Genomic DNA, 23,695 nt, shown 5'->3' on the forward strand with positions numbered 1-23,695 from the left:
CTAAAATATGCCATCAAGATTCCGTTTCTAATTCCGATATCGGGGATTTCTGGTGTAAAATAATTTCCACCCGACGAATACGATTTTTACCCATTTCACGAATGATAAATTTCACATCATCTTCTATGAATTCCTTGCCCTGTCTCGGTTCTGGAACCCGGCTATACACCCACCCTCCGACAGTATCCACGTCTTCATCGTCCAATGTCATGCCAGTCAAATCACTCAGATCGGAAAGCAATACTTTACCATCCATCAAATAACTGTTCTCCGTCAGTTTCTCGATTTCCTTCCGTTCATCCTTGTCAAATTCGTCTCGGATTTCGCCAACAATTTCCTCCAAAATGTCCTCAATGGTAATGAGACCGGAGGTTCCGCCGTATTCATCGACGAGAAGAGCGATATGAACCTGCTCCTTCTGCATGCGTTTCAACAGCGTATTAACAGGCATAACTTCCGGAACGGTCAAGATCGGCTGAATCAGACTATCGAAAACAAGCTCCGGATTGCGATCATACTCAAGGAACAGCTGCTTGGTATTAATCATACCAATGATCTGATCCTTGCTGTCTGTCGCCACCGGGAAACGGGTATACTGCTCTTCATGGATAGTCAGCATGTTTTCTTTCAGCGAGCGATTCGTAAACAAGCATACCATATCTGTACGTGGCACCATAATTTCCTTGGCAACGGTCTCGTCAAAAGCAAAGATCCGATTCACGTAGCCATATTCGGTGTTATTGATCTTACCACTTTCCACGCTTTCGGACAAAATGATTTGAATTTCCTCCTGAGAATGCGCTTCTTCATGTTCGCTTGCCGGTTGAAGACCGAACAGACGAACCAGACGGTTGGCCGAGCCGTTCAGGAGCCAGATAAACGGATACATAATCCGGTTAAACCACACGATAACGGGGGAGGTTAAGAGGCTGATTGCTTCCGCTTTGCGGATAGCCAATGTTTTGGGAGCCAGTTCACCGATCACCACGTGCAGGTAAGTTACAATGATAAATGAAATAATAAAGGCCAGGATATGTGAAAAATCCCCATTGATGTTGAGCTGTTGAAAGAGAGGCTCCAGCAATTTGACCACGGTCGGTTCACCGAGCCAGCCGAGTCCCAGGGCTGTAATCGTAATACCAAGCTGACAGGCGGACAGGTAGCCATCCAGATTATTGACGACCTTTTGTAACGCCAGTGCATTTTTACGGTTTTCCGCTACCAGCTGATCGACCCGGCTGGAACGGATTTTAATGATCGCAAACTCGGTAGCCACGAAGAAAGCACTAAATAAAATCAACACCGCAAACAAAAATAGACTGACACCTATACCCATATAATTTCCACTCATCCCTTTTTCGTTCAATTTTTTAGGAACTCCATTTTAAGTTCACTTGAACTTATTGTAAGAACTTAAAAGAAAATATACAAGGTTCATATGGAATCGTGGCAGGTCGCCTACCTCCAATTTGCACGGAAAACATGGCATAATAGAACCCGCACGGCTCATTGCTTCACTTTACAAGCCTAGTTCAAGGGCGTATGATGAGTTCAAATGAACTTGAAATGTGATAAAGGGAGGAAAGCAGATGGAGTCTTTTACCCTCACTCGCCGTGATATGGCCCATTTGCTGCTGGCCATGGAAGGTCGCCGCGAATTGCAGCCTTTGGCCGTTCTTCAGGATGCCTGGAGACGCACTCATAATCATCTCGACCGTTCCGGCAGCACGATGCCGACATTTTTGTACACGGAAGTGACGCCTGTGCTGGATAAAATCATCAAGGGCAAGCACAGCGCCGCCTTTTCGCTTCAGGAGATCGTTTCTCTAGGTCAATTGGTCGAGTATAGTCATGTCTCACTGGCCTCCATGCAAAATTGGGTCAAACGTGATTTCAAGGAATTTCTCGGTTCCCCGAAGATCGGCAAAAAATACTCGGTCAACCAGGCAGCCATTTTGCTCATTGTGGAGGATTTAAAATCCTGCCTTGATTTTGAATCCATCCGGCAGTTATTTCATATCCTGTTCCAACAGCCTGAAGATGATGCAGATGATCTGATCCAGCCCGTGGATTTGTACGCCGCGTATTCAACTTTGTTTGAGGAGCTGGATGCGAATGGAGATCAATTGCTGGATGTGACAGGAGTCGGACATGCCAAAGAAAACGGGAATTTTAGTACAGTACAGCAGCGTCAGGAAGGTGCCACAGAGGAACTGCTTGTTCAGGCGGCAGATCAATACACCAGTCGTTTACCGTATTTGACCTCCAACCAGCGTGAGGCGGTACGTAATACGTTGCTGGTAGCAGCGGTAGCGGTGCAAAACAGTTATTTCCTGTCCATGGCACGCCGGTATGTGAATGCGACGTTGTTTCTGGACTTTCAAGGTTAGATCAGGATTGGCGCTAGAAGCCGATCCTCTTTTTTTTGCCTTTTTTCGAGTATAGTCTACCCTTTTGGAGACTGAAAAAGTATACAAAAGAGGTATATACACTAAAACGCTGTCAAAGATACAATAAACATATATAATCCAGCAATTGGAAAAAGTTTGAATATCACTTCCAAAGCTTCTGGATAATCACAGGAGGTAATGGCATGTCCGATGTCTCCATCATCATTTGCACCCGCAACCGGATCGAAGACCTGACACGCTGTATACAGTCTATTGCAGCACAGCAGCAGCTGGAGCATACGGCTGTAGAACTGCTGATTGTTGATGACGGTGATATTTCCGGCAGGCAGGTCGAGCAATATCGTGACATGGTATCCGGGTTGCCTCAAGGCGTTCTGAAGTATCATAAAAAAACTCGTCCCGGTGTTTGGCTATCCCGCTATGAAGCCTTGTCTCTCGTGCAGTATGATATTGTGCTGTATTTTGACGATGATGCCGAGCTGGACGATCAACTCTATATCCGGCGCTTGCTCGATACCTATGATCAGGATAAGACAATTGTGGGTGTTGGAGGGATTGCAAAGGGACTACATTCGAGCCGGGCAGGAAAGCTGCTGGGCGTTTTGACATTTCAGATGTCCCCATCCCTCGGCAAACTTTCACCCAGCAGTCTGGCAGGTTCATTACTGCGTTGGAGCGAAGCAACGGAGATATTTGACACCGAATTTTTTCATGGCTGCAATATGTCATTCCGAAGGGATGCGCTTCGGGATATGAAGCCATATCCGTGGATGACCAGCTATGCCGTGGCTGATGATCTGTACATGTGCCAGCTGGCGAGCCGTTACGGCAAGCTCGTTATCAATCCCGATTTAACCATCATCCATCACGAATCTCCAAGCTCGCGTGATAAGGCGGGCAAGGTAGCCAAGGCTACAGCGATCAACCACTATTATTTTCTCGCTCTGAAAAAGGCGGGAGCCATCCGGTATGGAGCTCTTTTATGGACCTTATCCTACTTGATGCTCAAAGAAACGCTGCGCCGCAATTTTAATGCAGCAGACGGGTACAGGCAGGGGGTGTTGTTCATTCTGAACCCGCGCAAGCAAAAATACAACGAGTATTTAGGCCCGGCGGTTCAGTAATCTGTTCTGCACACATTTACAGGATAAAGGGGGAGTATGATGTTAAGCTTGTCCATTGCCCTGTGCACCCGAAATCGGATTGACGATCTGACCCGATGCATCAATTCAATTGCTATTGGCGGAGCACCGGAGGGATGTGAAACCGAGCTGTGGGTTATCGACGATGGAGAACTGCCGAAGCATGTGCTGGAGCGTTATGAGCGACAGTTGGGCAGAGCGGGTATTTCCTACCGATATCATCGCAAGGAGCAGCCGGGCTTATGGTTATCGCGTGTGAAGACGGTTGAGCTTGCGCAGGGTGACGTTATTTTGTTCCTTGACGATGATGTGGAGCTGCCGAGCAACTATTTGAATGAGTTAATGCGTACTTACGAAGCTTATCCGCAAGCTGCTGGTATCGGCGGCATTGCACAGGGAATGAGCAACAGCTTCATGGGGACGATTCGTTGCCTGGTGTCATTTCAGCAGTCATTGTCCAAGGGCAGGCTGTCCCTCAGCGGTCAGTCCGGCTCGATGTACAACTGGCACAAGGCGAAAAAGACGTTTCGAACCGAGTTTTTCCATGGATGTAATATGTCATTTCGCCGGGAGGCCATTCGAGGTCTGGAGCCGGTGCCCTGGCTGCAAAGCTATAGCGTAGGCGAGGATCTGTTGCTTTCACGTATTGCGATGAAAAAAGGCCCGTTGTACATCAATCCAGCGCTCACGCTGCTTCATCACGAATCGCCGTCCTCGCGCGACAATATGGAGCAGGTCACTTATATGCGGGTGATGAATCATATTCATCTGCTGCGGGACGAGCGTTCCGGACCGATTGGTTATGCAGCGTTGTACTGGACGACACTATATCAGATTTTGAGAGAGAGACCTCGGAAAAATTATGCTGCCATTCAAGGCTACAGAAGAGCGCTGAAGGCGATTTTTTCAAGTCAAAAGGAGCCTCTTGGCGGAGAGCAGCTGCCTGAACGCAATTCCAAAAAAACGGCAGGCTGATGGAGGTGCGGCGGAAGACGCGATGTGAGCAGAAAAGAGGGTTTAATAAGGAACGGGAGTTGGACGTGACATGAGCACATGGACAGCAGCAAGGAAAGTATTCACGGGTGACAGTCTTGCCAAAACGATCATGCGTACGAGCTTTAACAATTTTTTTGTACTGATCGTTACGACCCTGACCTCCATCCTGACCGCGCGTATGCTCGGAGTAGAGGGGAAAGGGGAGCTGGCAGCGGTTCTGTTTTGGCCAACGCTGATTGGTAGTGTATTGAGCTTCGGCTTGCCCACGTCACTCATTTATAACATCAAGAAGAAAACAGGTACGACAGAAGAATTGCTGTCGCTGTCGCTGTGGATTCAGCTGCCTGCCAGTTTGCTGGCTGGGGCTGTGGCCTGGATATGCATGCCTATGTGGCTTAGTGGCTATGGGGCGGATATTATCCAGCTGTCTCAGCTTTATTGTGCCGCCGCGATACCGCTCGCGGTGCTTACAGCACTGACGACGGCTCTGTCGCAAGGGATGGATCGCTTTAGCGTCTACAACGGCCTGCTGTTTTACTACCCGTTGCTGAACTTCATCGGCCTGGTGACACTGTGGTTGATGGGCTTGCTCAATGTCCAGTTGGCGGGAATGGTGAATTTCGCGGCGAGTCTCCTTGCGCTGATGTGGGCGTTCCTCCGTTTGCGCAAGCATATGAATTTGCCTGCTTTTCGCCTGTTTACCCGTCGTGAGGTGCTCCGCCCTTATTATAGCTATGGAGCGAGAGTCTACGGGATGGAGTTGATGGGGACCTTGTCCACACAAACGGACAAAATTGTCATTGTGGCGCTGCTGTCTCCCAAAGCCTTCGGTCTATATTCTGTTGTCTACGCCTTGTCGCGCGTGTTCAATGTGGTGCAAAATGCCGTCACTAACGTCACTTTTCCCAAGGTGACCGGGATGGAGCACAGCAAGATTGTCGAAACAGTCGGCCGTGCTTTCCGCATCTCGATGGCTGCCATGTTGATCGTCATTGTGCCTGCTCTCTTCATTGGACGATATATGCTGGGTTTGCTGTACGGGCCTGCTTTTCTGGAAGCATCGCTAACGTTCTATCTGCTGTCACTGGAATGTATTATCGGTGGCGGCTCGTGGATTCTGGCTTCAGCCTTCAACGCGCTGGGTCGTCCGGGGCTTGTATTGTTCCGGCAAATTGCAGCCTATGCGATCACCGTCGGTCTGTTTTTTATTTGTACACCGATTTTCGGTCTGGACGGCATTGCCATTGCTTTGCTCGCAGGCGCTTGTATACGGCTGGCATTCTCATTGTTTTCGTTCCCTATGTTTTTTAATGTTCCGCTATCACGGATCATTTTTGATAAAAGTGACATCACGTTTGTCATTCAGACCATACAAAAGAAGCGCAGGAAGGGAGAACTGAAAGATGCCGAATTCGCATCCCATGGCTAAACTGAAAAATAAGCTGAGCGTCATTCTCGACGTAGTCCCTCAAGGCTCGAATATCATTTATGTCGACTATCCCGTTTATAATAATGGTGGGGATGTACTCATCATGAAAGGCACCGAGGCGTTCTTCAAGGATAACGGTATTCATGTTCGTGCCCGTTACAGCGCTATGGATATTCCCGATCAGCTTCACATTCCGGGCGACTGGATTATCGTGTGCCACGGCGGCGGCAATTTCGGCGATCTGTATCTAAATCATCAAAATTTGCGAGAACGTATCGTTCGCGATTTCCCTAACCACCGAATTGTCATCATGCCGCAGACGATCCACTTTCAATCTGAACAGAAGGCCAATGAGGTCGCTGCCCTGTTCAATGGTCACCCCGATTTACATATGTTTGTACGTGACACACGCTCTTATCAGTGGGCCAAGGACAAGCTGAATCAGTGCAACATCACGCTATGTCCGGATATGGCACACCAGCTCTGGCCATTAAAGCCGACTACAGAAACCGTGAAGGACGTACTGTACTTCCTGCGTACCGATATTGAAACAGTAGGGGGGCAAAAGAAATTCGACGACGAGGCCCATGCAGCCCATCGTCTGGATTGGGATACTTTGTTCACTCCACTGGAGGTAAAGGGAATTGTCTACTTCCAAAAGTTTTACCGTTTGAATAAAAAAATCGGTGGGCCGTTGCCAACGCGTACCTTTTGGTACAAATACACTGACCATCTGATGAACAAAGCAGTCACGCTGTTCAGTTCTTACCGCGAGGTTCGCACTTCACGGCTTCACGGTCATATTCTGGCCTGTCTGCTCGACATGCCGCATGTCGTCATTGACAATTCCTACGGAAAAAACTCTCAATATTATAATACATGGACTCAGCCGAATCCCAAGGCGAGGCTGTTTAACGATGCACCTGAGGAATTAGAGCAGCCGTCTTAATGTAAGGAAGTCTTTTATTATTGAAATGCGGCTTCGAACGTACGGGAACGCAAAAAAGCCTCCTGACCCTTTGTGGTGTAGGAGGTTTTTGGCTTGATGCTCTTATAAATAGGCTGTAGAAAATAAAAAAATTTCATCTTTTTAATAAATAATGTATAATAATCAAAAGAATGAGAGGGTGATTCTGAAAATGTTAAAAAAATCATTGTTGTATACTGTGATTATCATAGCTATAGCAACGCTGGTGAATCTCGTTACTTCTCCTGAAAATATAATAAGTGCTTTTCAATACGGTTTTTGGACTGGAATAGGAATGCTACTAACCGCTATAGTTATTGTATTTTTAATTGTATTAGCATTCATTTTTTTAAAAAGAATTTTTGACAAGTCACAAAACAAACGCCATTAAGGTTTTTGTTACCCACCAAGCCACCGTATCCGACATACCTAGTGCCTTACAGCCTTCCAGCACAGCATCCTCAACGGCTCCTGTATAGGTATCTATGATGCTTAATAGGGTAGAAAATCCTGCAGTACCGCCTATTGCATTTTGAACGCCTTTTGGTAATTTATCCCACGCTGCTCTTAATAACTTAACCGCCCATGATAGCTTACCCTGAGTGCTAATTGCCCCAGAATTATTTTTTTCCAGCGAATTGCCGTTTCGATCATAGGCAGCCCCATTAATTAGATATATTCCAGAAGGTTTTATGGACAGCAATCTTTGGATCTCATCATCTGATAAGCCTAGTTCTTTCAGTTCGTCAATACTCGGAATATTTTCTATCCGATCTACATAAGGTGTGTATCCATTTCTATCCACGCTAAGTGCTTCCTCGTTTTTAGGTGTGGTCTCCGCAAAAACTGTAGCACTGGAACCAATCGGTACAAGGGTAACAACAGAAGCCAAAATAGCTATTAACAGTTGACTTGCTTTCTTTTTGCTAAAATCCATAATATAACCTTCTTTCATCATAAATTATATTTCTACTAATTAATAACGTAATATATTATTGATGTAGGGTATAAAATTTGTGCAACAAGCAAAAAAATAGTATTTTATCATAAATATGTGATAGAAATTATCTAGTCAAGCTGGTGAACAATTAAGCTTATGAATATTTAATGGCTAGAATTTCAGAAATAAAGATACGAACTATAGTTAGCGTTCGCCTTTGCCCCCGGATTTCTACCTTTGAAAATTATAATCGGGAAATCTGGGGACAACAGCGATCGGAAGAATGATCCGCCCGCGTAGCGGCCGCTATTGCACAAAATTTTACTCCAAACGTCGCTTTATTTTGACAATTCATTTCATAAATAGATATAATTTATGGGATAAAACTTGCAGAAAACCGGGGGTTTACCCGATTTTTGCATAACATCACATGATCATATAATTATTTAAAAATGAATCGAGGCTGACGAATGAGCAATCAATCGATGGACATGCTTCTCACCAAGGATATCGTGCGTGAAGGGGAACCGATTTTGCGTACGAAGGTTGATCCGGTATGCCTGCCGCTGTCTGAAGAGGACCTTCAACAGATGCAATGGATGCTGGATTATCTGAAAAATAGCCAAAATGAAGAGCTGGCCACCCGCTATGAGCTGCGCCCGGGTGTAGGGCTATCCGCCAACCAGGTAGGTCTGAATAAAAGAATGTGCGCAATCTATTATGAGGATGGAGACCAAACGATAGAGTACGCGTTGTTTAATCCGAAGCTGGTCAGCCACTCCACATCCATGATTTATTTGGAACAGGGAGAAGGGTGCTTGTCAGTGGATCGTTACATACCCGGATATGTTCCGCGTTATGAAAAAATTCGCATCAAGGCCTATTTGCCGGACGGAACTCAGGAACTACTGACCTTCAAAGGTTATGCAGCGATTGTGGTACAGCATGAAATGGACCATTTGGACGGTATTATGTTCTATGACCGCATCAACCCGGAAGATCCGCATAAGCTGCCGCAGGGAGTGCATATTGAACCTTTTGTGCGTAAATAGTTCATGATCCGTAAAGTGTGGTGACTTCGTTCGCCACATTTTTAATTTTCAAGAAAATATGGATATAAATGTTGCGAAGCTTTAAACTGGAATCATATACGTTGTGATGTTGGATGTGAGATATACACGAAAATGTAAGCGCTTATTTTATTGGAGGGATGGCATGTATCGTGGAGTAAGGCATTTGATGAACAATATGCGTATGCGGAATAAGCTGCTCTTCTCCTACGTGCTGATTGTCATGATCCCGGTGCTGGTGGTGGGCGGCTGTGTTACTTTTTATTTGCGTCAGCAGGCACTCGACAGTGCGATTGCCCAGACGGTAAACAATGTGGAAAAGATTAAGAGCCAGACTGCGAATTTACTGCGCGTGCCAACAGATATTTCAAATGGGCTGATGTTCGATAAAAGGCTCAAGGAAATGGCGAACCACCGTTATTCGGGCATGGTTGAGCTAATGAATGCGTATCATCAATACAAGGATTTTAATGAGTATGTGCAGCAGTATCGAGAAATTGCTACCGTCCGGTTTTATTCGTACAATCCGACGCTTGTCAATAATCTGGAGTTTATTCCAGTGGACTCCGGCATAGAGCGTCAGGAATGGTTCAAGACGGCTTTGAAGGGGACGGCGATTAACTGGTTTTATATTCAGGATAAGGAGGATAATCCGGTTAACCGCTTGAGTCTGGTGCGGCAAATTCCGTTTCCCGAATACCATACCAAGGGAGTTTTGATGATAGCGCTGAGTCAGACGGAGCTGAATCATATGCTGAGCAAGGAGCCGTTTGAAACACTGATAGCGGATCGCAACGGGATTGTGGTTGCAGCAACTAATCCGCAGTCGGTGGGGCAGACGTTGGCGGGTTTACATCTGGGCTTTGATGTCCAGCGGGCGGGTAAGGGTATATATGAAGCCAAAATAAACGGAAAGCCCTCGAACATTATTGTGGATGAGCTGCTGCCAACCTCAAGTGTGAGTGGATTCACAATTATTTCAGTGTTTTCGACGGAACATATTGTGCAGGGGGCGAACCGGGTCAGCCTGATTGGTGCTTTGTGTGTTTTTGCGGTACTGATCATGGCACTGATTTTGATTACCATCATTTCCTGGCTTATTACCAAACGGCTACAGCGGTTGAGCTATGAACTGGATAAAGTAGCCTCAGGCGATTTCCATGTGGTGTCAAGCGTGGAGGGAAGGGACGAGATCGGAGATTTATCCCGCCGTTTCAACTATATGGTGACCAGCATCCGCCAACTCATGACGCAGGTGTACGAAGCGAGTGAGCAAAATAACAGACTCGAACTGGCGCAAAAGGATATCAAGCTAAAAATGATGGCCAGTCAAATTAATCCGCACTTCCTGTTTAATGCGCTGGAGTCCATCCGAATGAAGGCACATCTGAATGGGGAAGCCGAGATTGCAACGACGGTGCGTTTGCTTGGCAAGCTGATGCGGCGGAATCTGGAGATTGGCAGCGGTACAACAACGGTGCGTCAGGAACTGGATATGGTGAGGTCCTATTTGCAAATTCAGCAGTTCCGATTCGGGAATCGTTTGATCTATGAAGTGAATCTGGAAAAACACGCTGAGGACATATCTATCCCTCCTTTAATCATACAGCCGCTGGTGGAAAATGCAGTCATTCATGGCCTCGAAAATAAGGAAGAGCCGGTTACCGTGAAAGTGGATATTACAATGGAGCTGCGAGAGCTGCACATTAAAGTAGCGGATGATGGGATAGGTATGGAAAAAGAGCAGCTGGCTCGTCTGCTGACCCGTATCAGGGGAACGGATGAGCCGGAAGGAAGCAGTATTGGTCTGCGCAATGTCCACCAGCGTCTGACGTTGATGTACGGTGAACGTTATGGCCTGCATATTGAAAGCGCGTTGGACGCAGGAACAACCGTATTTTTTTCCATACCTGGAGAGGAGGATTAGAATGTATAAAGCGATGATTGTGGATGATGAGCCTGCAATTCGAGAAGGACTATCCTCCATTATTGACTGGGGGGATTGTGGCTTTCGGATTGTAGATACAGCAGGGAGCGGGCGCGAGGCTTTGGAAAAATTCGGAGAGCACCAGCCGGAGCTGGTTATTGTCGATATTCGTATGCCAGGCATGAGTGGGCTGGAGGTCATACGGAGCATACGTGAAATGAACAGTGAGCCGTTCCATTTTCTTATATTAAGCGGATATGCAGACTTTGATTATGCCCGGCAAGCCATGGGCTTCGGAGTGGATGGTTATTTGTTGAAACCTGTCGATGAGGAAGAGATGACGACAGAGCTGAAACGGGTACGGCGAAGCATTGAGGACGAAAAGGAAAACGGCAAGTGGGGAGGTACTTCTCACCATGAGCGTGATTGGATTGAAGCACTGCTGTTTCCGGTTCAAGCGGATGGGGCTATACGCGATACAAGGGAAATTGGCAGTCCTCTGGATAAAAGGAAACGATCAAACGAACAGCACGGGCAGCATCTGGCGCTGCCGGCTTTGGATTGGGCCAGCTATCAGATTATTCTGCTGGATCTGCGGATACCTGACTGGGATCGGCAAGCCCGGCAATCGGCAGCAAAACAGCGTCTGGCAGAGATGTGCCGGGAGCAGGGCAGAGGCATGTTGTTTGAGGCGGGAATCTATACAGGCCTGCTGCTTCCCGCCACGGTGAGAACGGAGGAAAAGGCTGCTGCGCTGCTGGCATCCTGGCGACAAGAGCTAAAGCCGTGGGCAACCGAGATTTACGTGGCTGCTGGTGATCCGGTGGCGAAATTAACCGATATTCCCAGCTCTTTTGAACAGGCGCTGCGGTTATTAGAGCGTACCTTTCTGTTTGGGGTGGAAAGGGTGATGCTCTCCAGTGATCTGCATCAATTGGAAGCGATGAACGCCGGAATGGACGAGGCGTCCAATAAAACAGCAGACCCCGTGCGTTACGCAGAAAAGCTGTACTATGCGCTGGACATGGCAAGCCGGGAAGCGGCGTTGCGTGTATTGAAGGAAATGGAAGTCCAATTTCCTCAGGTGTATCGCACGGAATCTGCAATCAAGGCGGCATTTGCCCAGGCGTTTACATTGGCGCTCAATAAGTATGCGGCTGGACAGGATCAGAGCCGAGCGGTGTTGGAGGAGCATTCCAGCTTGATTACCGATGTATATGCCTATTCTACACTGGGCGAGCTGGTCGATCACTCTGTTGAGCATATATTGCAATGGATAGGCCAGACGGACTCAGGCGGCAAGGAGATCATTATGAAGCAAATGCTGGACTTCATACATAGTCACTTCGATGAAAATTTGCGGCTGGAGTTATTGGCAGAGATGTTCAACTACAACAGTGGTTATTTGGGCAAACTGTTCAAAAGCCATACCGGCGAGGCTTTTAATGCCTACCTGGATAAAGTAAGGATTGAGCGAGCCCGGGAATTGCTGGCACAGGGAATTAAGGTGCATCAGGTAGCAGGTCGTGTGGGGTATGCGAATGCTGATTATTTTCATAGCAAATTCAAAAAGTATGCAGGGATGTCGCCTTCCTCCTATCGTAATCGGGTTCAGAAGAACGGAGGGACGGACGACTGTTAATCGTTTCCCTCGGTTTCACTCTATGAAGTCTCTCTTGCAGATATCGGAGGAAGGTTATCCGAACGAAGAGAGATTTTTTTGTGCGAAAAAATCAAGTAGATCAATCGCAAATGTCACACTCATTAGAGAATTTGAGCTGAATTCATAAATTTGCCATCGTTACGACACAACTTTGACACGATGTTCACACTTTCGATTCTATTTCATTCAAATCTATTCTATATAATGTTGTTATTCTGAAGTCGGGTCATGATAAAAAATGATCAATTCATATGCAAAAACGTGAATATTATCACAAAGTTTGTTTGTTGGCTTTAGAAACTAATTTAGCATGCGATTGTTAAGAGAAGCACAGGGGGAGGAATAACATCATGGACGTATTAGAATTGGCACGATTGCAGTTTGCAACAACCACGATTCTCCACTTTGTTTACGTGCCGATCTCCATTGGATTGTCATTGTTGGTGGCGATCATGGAGACGATGTATGTAATCAAAAAAAATGATTTGTACAAAAAAATGGCTCAATTTTGGGGAACGTTTCTGCTAATCAATTTTGCAGTAGGCGTAGTAACCGGGATTTTACAGGAATTTCAGTTCGGGATGAACTGGTCGGACTTTTCCCGTTTTGTCGGCGATGTATTTGGTACGCCGCTGGCGATTGAAGCACTGCTTGCATTTTTTCTGGAATCCACCTTTATCGGCTTATGGGTATTCGGTTGGGAAAGGCTGTCCAAAGGTGTCCATTTAATTTGTATGTGGCTGGTTTCCATCGGTACGATGCTCTCGGCTTTGTGGATTCTGGCTGCCAATTCATTCATGCAGCGTCCCGTAGGATATGGGATTGAAAATGGACGTGCAGAAATGCAGGATTTTGCTGCTTTGTTAACGAACGAGCAGCTTTTGTGGGAGTATCCTCACACCATATTTGCTGCCATTGCAACCGGGGCTTTCCTCGTAGCAGGTATTAGTGCCTGGAAGCTGATGCATAAAAAGAATATGGACTTTTTTAAGCCTTCTTTTAAATTGAGCATTATTGTTGCATTAATCAGTGCCATCGCCATTCCTTTGTTCGGTCATGGACAGGCTCAATATTTGGTCAAAACACAACCCATGAAGATGGCTGCCAGTGAAGGCCTGTGGGAAAACAGTGGTGACCCGGCGCCTTGGACGGTTGTGGCGGGGATTGATCCTGAAAAGCAGGAAAATACCTTTGAGATTAAAGTTCCGTTTGCACTGAGCTTTCTGTCGTATAGCAAGTTTTCCGGCTCTGTGCCTGGTATGAAGGAGCTTCAGGCGCAGTATGAAAAAACCTATGGTCCGGGTGATTATATTCCGCCAGTACGTACTACCTTCTGGAGCTTCCGCATTATGATTGCGGCGGGATGTGCCATGATTGCACTTGCTCTGTACGGAGCTTACCTGAGTTTGCGCAAAAAATTGGAGGGCTCACATCGTTGGTTCTACCGTCTGATGCTGTGGGGGATATCGCTTCCATTCATTGGGAATACTGCGGGCTGGATCATGACCGAAATGGGGCGTCAGCCATGGACCGTGTTTGGTTTGCTTCAAACGAAAGATTCCGTTTCACCTACCGTTGTAGCAGGAGAAGTGCTGTTCTCACTGATTGCATTTACGACGCTGTATGTCGTTTTAACGGGTGTACTGGCATTCCTGTTTGCTCGCACAGCGCGCAAAGGTCCGGATATCGAGCCGCATCAGCATACGGTCATTCATGATCCATTTGCTCAAGGGGGTGACACCATTGTCGTTAAATGATTTATGGTTTTTATTGATCGCCGTGCTGTTTACCGGCTTCTTCTTTCTGGAGGGTTTTGATTTTGGTGTAGGGATGGCGACGGGGCTGGTGCCGCGTAATGACCAGCAAAAACGCTTGATGATCAATACGATTGGTCCGTTTTGGGATGCCAATGAAGTATGGCTGATTACAGCGGCAGGTGCGATGTTTGCCGCTTTCCCACACTTTTATGCGACCATGTTCAGCGGATATTACCTGGTATTTGTGTTCATTCTGCTTGGCTTGATCTTGCGTGGAGTTTCCTTTGAATTCCGTGGCAAAGCAGAAGGCAAATGGTGGACAGGCACGTGGGATGCTTGCATTCTAATAGGCAGCTTCCTGCCGCCCATGCTGTTCGGTATGGCTTTTGCCGCTTTGGTGAGAGGTGTGCCTATCCAGCAGAACATGGATTTAAAAGCCGGATTCTCCGATGTGTTCAACGGATATACGGTATGGATCGGTCTGACCGTGGTCGGGATGTGCCTGATGCATGGACTGACGTTTGTTTCTTTGCGGACGGTTGGAGAGGTGAGAGATCGCGCTCGTGTGATCGCGTCCAAATTCCTGCCGGTATTAGGTATTTTACTCGCCGGAATGGTGGTATGGACTTATTTTGCAACAGATTTATTCGCACGTCGTGGTCCCTTTATGTATGCCGCGGTCGCGGTCGGAATTATCGCCTATGTGTTGGCCTGGTATTTCCTGAAGCAGCGCCGTGAAGGATGGGCCTTCGGAATGACGGGTGCCATCATTTTGCTGACCTTCGTTTCATTATTCGTCGGCTTGTTCCCGAGATTTATGGTGAGTTCAATCAACAGTGCATTTGATCTGACGATTTATAATGCAAGCTCCAGTCATTACACGCTGAAGGCCATGACGATTGTTGCAGCAACGCTTTTACCCTTTGTGCTGGCTTACCAGGCTTGGAGCTACTTTGTTTTCCACAAGCGTCTCAGTGAAAAGGATCATTTGGAATATTAATGGATAAAGGATGGTTTGAATTAAAGGGCATTCGGCCGGTCATGCTGCTGCTGGCCGCCCTTTCCCTTCTCCAGGGGGCCGCTGTGATTGCGCAAGCGACCTTTTTGGCGAAGGCGGTGACGATTTTATTTGAAAAAAATCCGCTGGTGATGGCTTGGCCGTCACTGGCGCTGTTTTTGGCGGCTTTTGCAGCAAGGCATACGGTGATCTGGCTGCAACGCCGGACAGCAGGCCGTTTTGCCGAAGCATCAGGCGCTTCCTTGCGGGAGCGTCTGCTTGCACGTTTGTTCGAGCGTGGGCCGGGGTTTGCTGCGAAGGAAGGCAGCGGCAAGCTGGTAACGCTGGCGCTGGATGGCGTGGATCGTTTTCGTACGTATTTGGAGCTGTCCATCCCTCGTATGATGGATATGATGGCTGTAACTTTACTGGTGCTTGTATATGTTTTCACATTGGATGTCATTTCAGGTGTCATTTTGACGACTACAATGCCGATCCTGGTGGGCTTCTTTATATTGCTCGGCTTGGCGGCACGGAAGCAGGCAGACAAGCAGTGGCGTTCCTACCGTCTGCTATCCCATCATTTTACGGATTCGTTGCGTGGGCTACAGACCTTACGATTTCTGGGCCGCAGTCGAGAGCATGGGGACACCGTTGGGAAGGTTAGTGACCAGTACAGGGCGGCAACGATGCGCACGCTGCGAGTAGCATTTCTTTCCTCGTTTGCTCTCGACTTTTTTAGTATGCTGTCGGTTGCTTTTGTAGCTGTAGGCTTGGGTCTGCGCCTGATTAGTGGATCGGTGGGCCTGGAGGCAGCGCTTATGGTGCTCATTTTGGCCCCGGATTATTTTATGCCGATCCGTCAGTTGGGATCAGACTATCATGCCTCGCTGGATGGCAAAGAGGCTTGGGGCGCGATGCGCTCTATTCTGGCCAAAGATGAGCGAGACACCGATTCCGCAGAGGTTTTCACGGGTCTTGGCAGCGCGGTTAATGCTAAAAATGGTGGTAATGGCGGCAGTGGTAGTGGTCTGGCCATTACAGGACAGGAAACCCTGAAGCTGTTGGATGTGTGTCTCCTCAATGAGGACGGCTCCGCGAGGCTTGACCATGTATCTGCAAGCATCGAGCCGCACGTGAACATGATCGGCATCGTTGGAGCCAGCGGTGCAGGCAAAACAACACTGCTCAGTCTGCTTGGCGGCTTTGCCGACCCGACTGCGGGCGAGCTGAGCCTGAATGGATACCCTTTAGCCGGTGATGCCAAAGCCGAATGGCAGCGGCACATTGCCTATATTCCACAGCATCCATACCTGTTCAGCGCTTCTTTGGCGGATAATATCCGCTTCTATGAACCGGAGGCATCGAACGAGCAGGTGGAATGGGTGATTGACGCGGTAGGACTCCGTGAGCTGGTGGATGGACTTCCGGACGGGCTGAACGAGCCTATTGGTGAAGCGGGTCGGACGCTGAGTGGAGGGCAGGCGCAGCGGATTGCATTGGCGCGTGCTTTGCTGAGCAATCGTCCGGTCATTTTATTGGATGAGCCAACCGCACATCTGGATATTGAGACGGAATGGGAGCTGAAGCAGACGATTTTGACCGTTTTGCAGCACAAGCGAATCTTTCTTGCCACCCATCGGCTCCATTGGATGCCGGATATGGATTGTGTCTGGATGATGAATGATGGGCGTCTGGAAGAAGCAGGCACTCATAAGCAATTGGTTGCACGCAAGGGAGCATATTTCCGATTGCTGACAGGAACGGCGGAAGGAGGGGACGAACGATATGAGAGCGACGAACCATAGCGGCCAAGGCTGGTTTGTGTCTTATCTGAGACAATATTTTTGGACCTTTCTGGCGGCCGGGCTTTTGGGTGCACTGGCGATAGGATGTGCAGGCGCGTTGCTCTTTACGTCCGGTCATCTGATTACCCGTTCGGCTCTAAAACCGGAAAATATATTGATGGTGTACGTACCGATTGTGCTTGTGCGAACATTCGGTTTTAGTAAAGCTGTCATTCAATATCTGGAGCGTTTGGTAGGGCATGATGCAGCGCTGCGCCTGGTGTCCCGTATGCGGGTACGGCTGTACCGGGCAGTGGAGCCGCAGGCGCTGATGATCCGCAGCAAATTTCGTACAGGAGATTTGTTAGGATTGCTGGCGGAGGATATTGACCAGCTTCAAAATATCTATTTGAAGCTGGTCCTGCCTGCCTTATCGTCGCTGCTGATTTATGCGATCGGCATCTCAGCGCTTGGATGGATGGACGGAACTTTTGCTCTGCTGATGGCGTTGTATTGTGCATATTTGCTTTTGATTGCCCCGGCCATATCGCTGTGGACCTCACTCGCCAAACGGCGAACGTTCAAGCAGGAACGGAGCAAAGCATACCAGGAGCTTACCGATGCTTTGTTCGGTATGAGTGATTTGGTGCTGAGCGGGCGGACTGAGCATTTTCTCGCTTCCTTTGCAGGGCGGCAAAACAAGGCTGCTATGGTGGAAAATTCCCTTCGACGGGGCGAGTGGCGTTCCCATTGGATTGCACAATGCGTTGTCGGCGACGGAATTGTGATCATGACCGTATGGGCCGGAGGGCTGGTAGCACAAAATCACCTTGAAGCCACATGGCTGGCCTCCTTTGCGCTGGCGGGCTTTCCGCTGCTGGATGCCTTTGTTCGTGCCGGAGAAGCGGTGGTTCATGCACCGGAGTATCAGGATTCGCTGCGACGATTGAAGGATACGGAGAAAAATACGCATACACCTGCTGTGCCTGCAACGTCAGCTGCTGTGGATAAAGGGCAGCGAGCAGCAGACGTCACAGCTGAAGCAACGGGAGCATGTGCTGCTGTGCGTCAATCTGGCAACGCAGGCGAGCTGCTGTTGGACAATGTGAGCTATCGCTATTCGGAAAAACAGGCTTGGAGCGTGCGCAATATTTCCTTGCGTGTGCCGCAGGGAGGCAAGGTTGCGTTGCTTGGTCGCAGCGGTGCGGGCAAGTCCACGCTGTTGAACCTCATTCAGGGAGCGTTGCAGCCGGATGAAGGGAGCGTCACTGTCGCAGGTACACCCGTCTATACGGGTGGAGCATACTCCAGCTTGTTTGCGGTATTAAACCAGCAGCCGTATTTGTTCGATACGACGGTGGCGAACAATATTCGATTGGGGCGACCCGATGCTTCGCTGGAAGAAGTTCGTGCGGTAACGGAGCAGGTGGGACTTGGAGCCCTGATTGATTCTTTACCGGAGGGCTACAATACCCGGATGCAGGAAACGGGCCTTCGTTTTTCGGGTGGAGAAAGGCAGCGTATTGCTCTGGCGCGGATTTTGCTGCAAAATCATCCGATTGTTTTGCTGGATGAGCCGACGGTAGGGCTTGATCCACTGACAGAGCATGAGCTCATGCAGACGATGTTTCGTGTGCTGGAGGGCAAAACATTGATCTGGATCACGCATCATCTGACAGGCATGGAGCATATGGACGAGGTGATCTTTATGGAGCAAGGCGGCATTTCCATGCGAGGCAGTCATGAACAGCTTTGGCAGGAGCAGCCCCGATACCGTAACCTGTATGATCTGGATCATCCGCATCTGTGACATCATAGGAAAGATCAAGCCTCGATAAAATAATTCTAGCATCAGGAGCCGGCGCAGATATGTCCGGCTTCTTTTGCTTCTCTATTCGCTTCAAGATTCCGTTTACTGGAATCTGTCATGGAGCCCTTGGATCAGTTGGAACAAAAGGTTCCAGCTTTTTTGAAGGACTGTGGTCCAGACAGAAGAGAAATAGCAGGGAAGCTGCTGGGGTGTGTGGGCTTATCGCCTGAACTGCTGGATAGATATCCACATGAAATCAGCGGTGGACAGAAGCAACGACTTTGCATGGCAAGGGCTATTAGTGTGGAACCGGCACTCATTATAATGGATGAGCCAACATCCAGTCTGGATACCTTAATCCAGTCAGACATGCTAAGCTTGCTCAAGGAGTTGCAGGGCAGGCTGGCATTTTCGTATTTGTTTATATCCCACGACTTGCCTGTGGTGCAATATATGTGTGACCGGGTACTGGTCATGCACGAAGGCCGTTTGGTGGATGAGTTTGTAAAGGAGGAATTATTTGCTCCGGACAGACATCCATATACCCGCCAATTGGTTGTAGAATATGATTGAAATAATCCTAGGAATGAGTTGCTAAGTTATGGAATGTATCGTAGTAAAGTTTGATATTTTGAAAAGGCAGCTACTTGAGCTGCTTTTTTGTTGTTCTCTTTTTTAAAGATTTTTCTCAAGAAAATTATACGGAAAATGGAGCAGGCGGAATGGTGTTGTACAAGCGATAGCGGTCGCCTGAAAGCTTTCTGTAGGAAAGCTCGCATCGTAAGCATAAACTGCCCCCGGATTTCTACCGTTGTGTGTTTATTCAAGAAATCCGGGGGCAACAGCGATGGGAAGCACCATCCGCATGCGCAGTGGCACGAACGTAATTTTCAACTCCCCCCTATATATCTAATTTTGAACTGATTTTTCTCCTAATTCGTCGGGTATCGGCTTCTGATCCGGCACAGTATGATAATAGTAACTAGATACGAGGAGGAGCTTGCTATGGAATCTTCAACTGAAACCGCTTCCAATACTGGTGCTGCGATTCCCGAATCCAATCGGGGCAGACCGCGGAAGGGACGCGGACCGGAGCCCGCACGTGGTAAAAAAGGCTTGTGGGACAGTGTGAAGCAGCAAAAATATCTTTATTTTATGTCCATTCCTTTCGTCATATGGGTGTTTATTTTTAGTTATCTTCCGCTGTGGGGCTGGACGATGGCGTTTCAAAATTATAAGCCGGCCAAATCCTTCTGGAATCAGAAATGGGTGGGGCTCGACAACTTTATTGAGCTTTTTCAGGATGAACGATTTTATCTGGTATTACGCAATACGCTGGCGATGAGCCTGATGGGCATTGTATTTGGCTTTGTCGTACCGATCTTTTTTGCAATTTTGCTCAATGAGCTGCGGGGGATGCTGTTCAAGCGTTTCGTACAGACAGTTTCCTACCTTCCGCATTTTGTATCCTGGGTGGTTGTTGCCGGATTGGTCACCAAGATGCTGTCCATAGACGGAGGTGTCGTCAACGATATATTGATAGCGCTTCATATTGTGGATGAGCCGATTCAATTCATGGCCAAGGGGAGCTGGTTCTGGTACATTGTAACCGCTTCCGACATATGGAAAGAGACGGGCTGGAACACGATTATTTATTTAGCCGCCATCACCGGAATTGACCAGGAGCAGTATGAGGCTTCGCGTGTGGATGGGGCGAGCCGCTGGAGACAGATGTGGCATATTACGCTGCCGGGTATCCGCTCGACCATTGCCGTTCTGTTTATTATGGCGATTGGACATTTGGTCAGCAACGGTTTTGAAAAGCAGTTCCTGCTGGGCAACAGCCTCGTAACAGATTACTCCGAAGTGCTGGATTTGTATGCACTCAATTACGGGATTAATTTGGGCCGCTTCTCTTACGGGACGGCGATCGGTATTTTTAACTCGCTGGTCAGCATTTTGTTGTTGTTTACGGCAAATGGAATCTTCAAGAAACTGACCAAAGAAAGCATCATGTAGAGAGGGAGAGGCGAAATGACGAACAAGGCTTTTAACGCGACCCGGTCTGAAAAGATGTTTGATCTGTTCAACTATATCCTTATGGCTCTAATCGTGGTAGTGACGCTGTATCCGTTTCTGAACGTACTTGCGATTTCCTTGAATAATTCGACGGACACGGTTCGTGGCGGCATTTATATATGGCCCCGCCAGTTTACACTCGAAAATTACAAAACGATTTTTCAATACGATGGCCTTCTTCAGGGTCTGCAGGTATCGATTTTACGTACAGTGGTCGGAACGGTGCTGGGACTCATCTGTGCATCCATGCTTGCATTTACGCTGAGTCGGGTCGATTTTCGCGCCCGCAAGTTCATCTCCACGTTTCTGGCGTTAACGATGTATTTTTCCGGCGGGATGGTGCCGGTGTTTATTTTGATGCGTGACTTGCATTTGCTGGGCACGTTCTGGGTGTATATTTTTCCGACGTTGATTAGCGCGTTTAACGTATTTGTCATTCGTTCCTTTATGGATGGTTTGCCGTATGCGCTGCAGGAGTCTGCCAAGCTGGACGGGGCGAACGATTTTACAATATACTGGAAAATTATTTTGCCGCTGTGCAAGCCTGTGCTCGCGACAATTGCTCTGTTTTTGGCGGTAAATCAATGGAACGCGTGGTTCGATACGTACTTGTACAACGGGACAGCCTCGCAATGGACAACGCTACAATACGAGCTGATGAAGGTACTGCAAAGTACACAGCAAGGCGGCTCCAGCATGACCAACAGCAATGATATGGCGAAGCAAATGGCACAGATTTCGCCAGAATCCATCAAAATGGCAATCACGATTACGGTTACGCTCCCCATCCTGCTGGTATATCCGTTCCTGCAAAAGTATTTTGTAGGCGGTATGACGCTGGGGGCAGTTAAATCATAACGGTGAGAACATAACGGTGATTATAACAGTGAAATTATAAAAACCGGATTTTCCAGGGTAAGTAGCAGCTATTTTGCAGACTAGGTCATCATTAAGAATACAGGAGGTTTCGAATATGAAAAAACACTGGTCCAGATTTGCACTCATTTCCCTGCTTGCAGTATCACTTACTGCACTGGCAGGCTGTGGCGGGAGCCAAAACGCAGCAAAGGAAGGCTCATCCAGCGGAACCGATCCGATTACGTTAAGCTTTTTTGGGGCTGATCCGAGCCCGCAATGGAGCGGCATGAAGGATGAAATAGGCAAGGAAATCACAAAAAGAACGGGTGTAACCCTGAATGCTGAATTTGATGTCAGCGGCGGGGGAGGGAATGATCGCATTTCCTTGATGGCAGCGAGTGGAGAGTACCCGGATCTGGTTTCTGCCAAAGCAAATGTCAGCAAGCTGGTGGACGCCGGAGCGATGATTGATCTGACAGACCTGATTAACGAGCACGCGCCGAATCTCAAAAAGCTGTACGGTCCCTATATGGATCGGCTGAAATACAGCAACAAGGATCAGGCCATCTATGTCATTCCTACGTACTCAGGTGTGGGACAGAAGAGCTTTGATGCGACGGGTGGATTTGAAATCCAGCACAGGGTACTTAAGGAGCTGGGGTATCCGAAGGTGAAAACATTACAGGATTTTGAGAACGTACTCAAAACCTATGCAGCCAAACACCCGACCCTTGACGGCAAAAAGACCATTCCTCTCACGCTGGATGCGGACGACTGGAGAATCATGATTACCGTAACGAATCCTGCCTTCCAGACGACAGGAGCGTCGGACGATGGCGAATATTTTATTGATCCCAAGACGTTTGAGGCCAAGCTTCATTACAAGCGTCCGGAGGAAAAGGAGTATTTCCGCTGGTTGAACCACATGTACAATGAAGGGCTGCTGGATAAGGAATCATTTGTGCAAAAAAGTGATCAATACAAATCCAAAATTGCCAGCGGTCGCGTCCTCGGTCTGATTGACCAGGAATGGGGCTATCTGGAAGCTGAAAATGCGTTAAAAACGTCAGGCAAGGCCGATGCCAGCTATGCGCATTTTCCAGTTACACTTTCTGAGGAATATAAGGATCATTCCTTTCAGGATGCAGGCTTCATGTCCGGTTATGGTGTAGGCATCACAGAGAGCTGCAAGGACCCGGTGCGGGCCATCAAGTTCCTTGATTATCTGGCTTCCGATGAAGGACAGGTGCTGGTGAACTGGGGGATCGAAGGTAAGCATTATGAGGTCAAGGACGGTAAACGCGTCATTCCGGCAAATATACTGGAGCAAAAAACGAATAACGCCACCAGCTTCAATAAAACAAGCGGAATGGACCTGTACACGTTGATCAGCGGGCACTACGGCGATGGTGTGAAGGACCCTACGGGGAACTATTACACCACCAAATTCCCGGAACAAATTATCGCAGCCTATTCAGAGCCGGAAAAGGAGTCGCTCAAGGCGTATGGCGTAAAAACGTGGAAGGAGCTCTTCCCGGGCGAAAAGGAATTTGAAGTGAAGCCATGGGGCGCAGCCTATAATCTGACGACGGACAATGAATCCAATTATAACGTTACGTTCAAAAAAACGACGGATATTATCCGCAAGCGTATACCGGAGGCTATTTTGGCACCAGCCTCCAATTTTGACACCGTGTACGACAACATGATTAAAGAGCTGGATGCGGCCGGCGCTGTACAAATGGAACAGCAGTACACGCAATTGGTGAAGGACAGAGTGGAGTTATGGAGCGGGAAGGCCTCTAAATAACGAATCCATTTAACCAAACTTTGAAATGCCGGATGACAGAGCGCTTGTCCTA

General features: G+C 48.1%; 19 protein-coding genes. 17 read left to right on the forward strand and 2 right to left on the reverse strand.

Annotated features, from left to right (window positions below; all coding sequences use genetic code 11):
- Positions 1-13: 13 nt before the first annotated feature.
- Positions 14-1,336, reverse strand: a complete 1,323-nt coding sequence (locus tag BAZ21_RS17045) for a hemolysin family protein (protein WP_176718167.1) — start codon at positions 1,334-1,336, stop codon at positions 14-16.
- Between the two features lie 253 nt (positions 1,337-1,589).
- Between BAZ21_RS17045 and BAZ21_RS17050 the strand changes: the two genes are divergently transcribed.
- The 6 genes from BAZ21_RS17050 (at position 1,590) to BAZ21_RS28590 (ending at position 7,336) form a co-directional block, all read left to right on the forward strand.
- On the forward strand, positions 1,590-2,390 hold the full coding sequence (locus BAZ21_RS17050) for a DUF1836 domain-containing protein (protein WP_068503255.1): 801 nt from the start codon (positions 1,590-1,592) through the stop codon (positions 2,388-2,390).
- A gap of 203 nt (positions 2,391-2,593) precedes the next feature.
- On the forward strand, positions 2,594-3,535 hold the full coding sequence (locus BAZ21_RS17055) for a glycosyltransferase family 2 protein (RefSeq protein ID WP_068503258.1): 942 nt from the start codon (positions 2,594-2,596) through the stop codon (positions 3,533-3,535).
- A 39-nt stretch (positions 3,536-3,574) separates the two neighbouring features.
- A complete protein-coding gene (locus tag BAZ21_RS17060; RefSeq protein WP_068503260.1) occupies positions 3,575-4,528 on the forward strand; it encodes a glycosyltransferase family 2 protein in 954 nt (317 codons plus the stop codon).
- Positions 4,529-4,598: 70 nt separating this feature from the next.
- Positions 4,599-5,978 (forward strand): lipopolysaccharide biosynthesis protein, encoded by a 1,380-nt coding sequence (locus BAZ21_RS17065; RefSeq protein WP_068503263.1) that lies wholly within the window; start codon positions 4,599-4,601, stop codon positions 5,976-5,978.
- Complete coding sequence (locus BAZ21_RS17070; protein WP_068503264.1) at positions 5,953-6,927, forward strand: polysaccharide pyruvyl transferase family protein; 975 nt, start codon at positions 5,953-5,955, stop codon at positions 6,925-6,927. Before BAZ21_RS17065 ends, BAZ21_RS17070 begins: the two co-directional genes overlap by 26 nt.
- 190 nt (positions 6,928-7,117) lie before the next feature.
- On the forward strand, positions 7,118-7,336 hold the full coding sequence (locus BAZ21_RS28590; RefSeq protein ID WP_141694991.1) for a hypothetical protein: 219 nt from the start codon (positions 7,118-7,120) through the stop codon (positions 7,334-7,336).
- Here the strand turns inward: BAZ21_RS28590 and BAZ21_RS17075 are convergent.
- Complete coding sequence (locus tag BAZ21_RS17075) at positions 7,316-7,882, reverse strand: hypothetical protein (protein WP_068503267.1); 567 nt, start codon at positions 7,880-7,882, stop codon at positions 7,316-7,318. The two genes, BAZ21_RS28590 and BAZ21_RS17075, sit on opposite strands and share 21 nt — an antisense overlap.
- A gap of 473 nt (positions 7,883-8,355) precedes the next feature.
- Between BAZ21_RS17075 and def the strand changes: the two genes are divergently transcribed.
- The 11 genes from def to BAZ21_RS17130 all read left to right on the forward strand — a co-directional run bounded on the left by def (position 8,356) and on the right by BAZ21_RS17130 (position 23,643).
- Positions 8,356-8,937 carry a peptide deformylase gene (gene def, locus BAZ21_RS17080; protein WP_068503269.1) on the forward strand — a complete coding sequence of 194 codons (582 nt, stop codon included), beginning with the start codon at positions 8,356-8,358 and terminating at the stop codon, positions 8,935-8,937.
- A 163-nt stretch (positions 8,938-9,100) separates the two neighbouring features.
- On the forward strand, positions 9,101-10,882 hold the full coding sequence (locus BAZ21_RS17085) for a cache domain-containing sensor histidine kinase (protein WP_068503272.1): 1,782 nt from the start codon (positions 9,101-9,103) through the stop codon (positions 10,880-10,882).
- Position 10,883: 1 nt separating this feature from the next.
- Positions 10,884-12,524, forward strand: coding sequence for a response regulator transcription factor (locus BAZ21_RS17090; protein ID WP_068503275.1), 1,641 nt, complete (start codon positions 10,884-10,886; stop codon positions 12,522-12,524).
- A 371-nt stretch (positions 12,525-12,895) separates the two neighbouring features.
- Complete coding sequence (locus BAZ21_RS17095; RefSeq protein WP_068503278.1) at positions 12,896-14,302, forward strand: cytochrome ubiquinol oxidase subunit I; 1,407 nt, start codon at positions 12,896-12,898, stop codon at positions 14,300-14,302.
- The gene (gene cydB, locus BAZ21_RS17100; protein WP_068503281.1) at positions 14,289-15,302 is read left to right on the forward strand and encodes a cytochrome d ubiquinol oxidase subunit II; all 1,014 of its coding nucleotides are present in this window, start codon (positions 14,289-14,291) and stop codon (positions 15,300-15,302) included. Before BAZ21_RS17095 ends, cydB begins: the two co-directional genes overlap by 14 nt.
- A complete protein-coding gene (cydD, locus tag BAZ21_RS17105) occupies positions 15,302-17,107 on the forward strand; it encodes a thiol reductant ABC exporter subunit CydD (protein WP_068503284.1) in 1,806 nt (601 codons plus the stop codon). The genes cydB and cydD overlap by 1 nt, the downstream gene beginning before the upstream one ends.
- Positions 17,088-18,896, forward strand: coding sequence for a thiol reductant ABC exporter subunit CydC (gene cydC, locus BAZ21_RS17110; RefSeq protein WP_068503286.1), 1,809 nt, complete (start codon positions 17,088-17,090; stop codon positions 18,894-18,896). The genes cydD and cydC overlap by 20 nt, the downstream gene beginning before the upstream one ends.
- 117 nt (positions 18,897-19,013) lie before the next feature.
- The gene (locus BAZ21_RS17115; protein WP_256021548.1) at positions 19,014-19,469 is read left to right on the forward strand and encodes an ATP-binding cassette domain-containing protein; all 456 of its coding nucleotides are present in this window, start codon (positions 19,014-19,016) and stop codon (positions 19,467-19,469) included.
- A 432-nt stretch (positions 19,470-19,901) separates the two neighbouring features.
- Positions 19,902-20,915, forward strand: a complete 1,014-nt coding sequence (locus BAZ21_RS17120) for an ABC transporter permease (RefSeq protein ID WP_068503291.1) — start codon at positions 19,902-19,904, stop codon at positions 20,913-20,915.
- 15 nt (positions 20,916-20,930) lie between these two features.
- A complete protein-coding gene (locus tag BAZ21_RS17125; RefSeq protein ID WP_068503294.1) occupies positions 20,931-21,833 on the forward strand; it encodes a carbohydrate ABC transporter permease in 903 nt (300 codons plus the stop codon).
- A 115-nt stretch (positions 21,834-21,948) separates the two neighbouring features.
- Positions 21,949-23,643 (forward strand): ABC transporter substrate-binding protein, encoded by a 1,695-nt coding sequence (locus BAZ21_RS17130; protein ID WP_068503297.1) that lies wholly within the window; start codon positions 21,949-21,951, stop codon positions 23,641-23,643.
- Positions 23,644-23,695: the final 52 nt, after the last annotated feature.

It is taken from the genome of Paenibacillus kribbensis, assembly GCF_001705305.1.
Taxonomy (GTDB): domain Bacteria; phylum Bacillota; class Bacilli; order Paenibacillales; family Paenibacillaceae; genus Paenibacillus; species Paenibacillus kribbensis_B.

Coding starts and splice junctions, on each gene's coding strand:
- BAZ21_RS17045 (WP_176718167.1), bottom strand. CDS start 1,336: ATGGGTATAGGTGTCAGTCTATTTTTGTTTGCGGTGTTGATTTTATTT.
- BAZ21_RS17050 (WP_068503255.1), top strand. CDS start 1,590: ATGGAGTCTTTTACCCTCACTCGCCGTGATATGGCCCATTTGCTGCTG.
- BAZ21_RS17055 (WP_068503258.1), top strand. CDS start 2,594: ATGTCCGATGTCTCCATCATCATTTGCACCCGCAACCGGATCGAAGAC.
- BAZ21_RS17060 (WP_068503260.1), top strand. CDS start 3,575: ATGTTAAGCTTGTCCATTGCCCTGTGCACCCGAAATCGGATTGACGAT.
- BAZ21_RS17065 (WP_068503263.1), top strand. CDS start 4,599: ATGAGCACATGGACAGCAGCAAGGAAAGTATTCACGGGTGACAGTCTT.
- BAZ21_RS17070 (WP_068503264.1), top strand. CDS start 5,953: ATGCCGAATTCGCATCCCATGGCTAAACTGAAAAATAAGCTGAGCGTC.
- BAZ21_RS28590 (WP_141694991.1), top strand. CDS start 7,118: ATGTTAAAAAAATCATTGTTGTATACTGTGATTATCATAGCTATAGCA.
- BAZ21_RS17075 (WP_068503267.1), bottom strand. CDS start 7,882: ATGGATTTTAGCAAAAAGAAAGCAAGTCAACTGTTAATAGCTATTTTG.
- def (WP_068503269.1), top strand. CDS start 8,356: ATGAGCAATCAATCGATGGACATGCTTCTCACCAAGGATATCGTGCGT.
- BAZ21_RS17085 (WP_068503272.1), top strand. CDS start 9,101: ATGTATCGTGGAGTAAGGCATTTGATGAACAATATGCGTATGCGGAAT.
- BAZ21_RS17090 (WP_068503275.1), top strand. CDS start 10,884: ATGTATAAAGCGATGATTGTGGATGATGAGCCTGCAATTCGAGAAGGA.
- BAZ21_RS17095 (WP_068503278.1), top strand. CDS start 12,896: ATGGACGTATTAGAATTGGCACGATTGCAGTTTGCAACAACCACGATT.
- cydD (WP_068503284.1), top strand. CDS start 15,302: ATGGATAAAGGATGGTTTGAATTAAAGGGCATTCGGCCGGTCATGCTG.
- cydC (WP_068503286.1), top strand. CDS start 17,088: ATGAGAGCGACGAACCATAGCGGCCAAGGCTGGTTTGTGTCTTATCTG.
- BAZ21_RS17115 (WP_256021548.1), top strand. CDS start 19,014: ATGGAGCCCTTGGATCAGTTGGAACAAAAGGTTCCAGCTTTTTTGAAG.
- BAZ21_RS17120 (WP_068503291.1), top strand. CDS start 19,902: ATGGAATCTTCAACTGAAACCGCTTCCAATACTGGTGCTGCGATTCCC.
- BAZ21_RS17125 (WP_068503294.1), top strand. CDS start 20,931: ATGACGAACAAGGCTTTTAACGCGACCCGGTCTGAAAAGATGTTTGAT.
- BAZ21_RS17130 (WP_068503297.1), top strand. CDS start 21,949: ATGAAAAAACACTGGTCCAGATTTGCACTCATTTCCCTGCTTGCAGTA.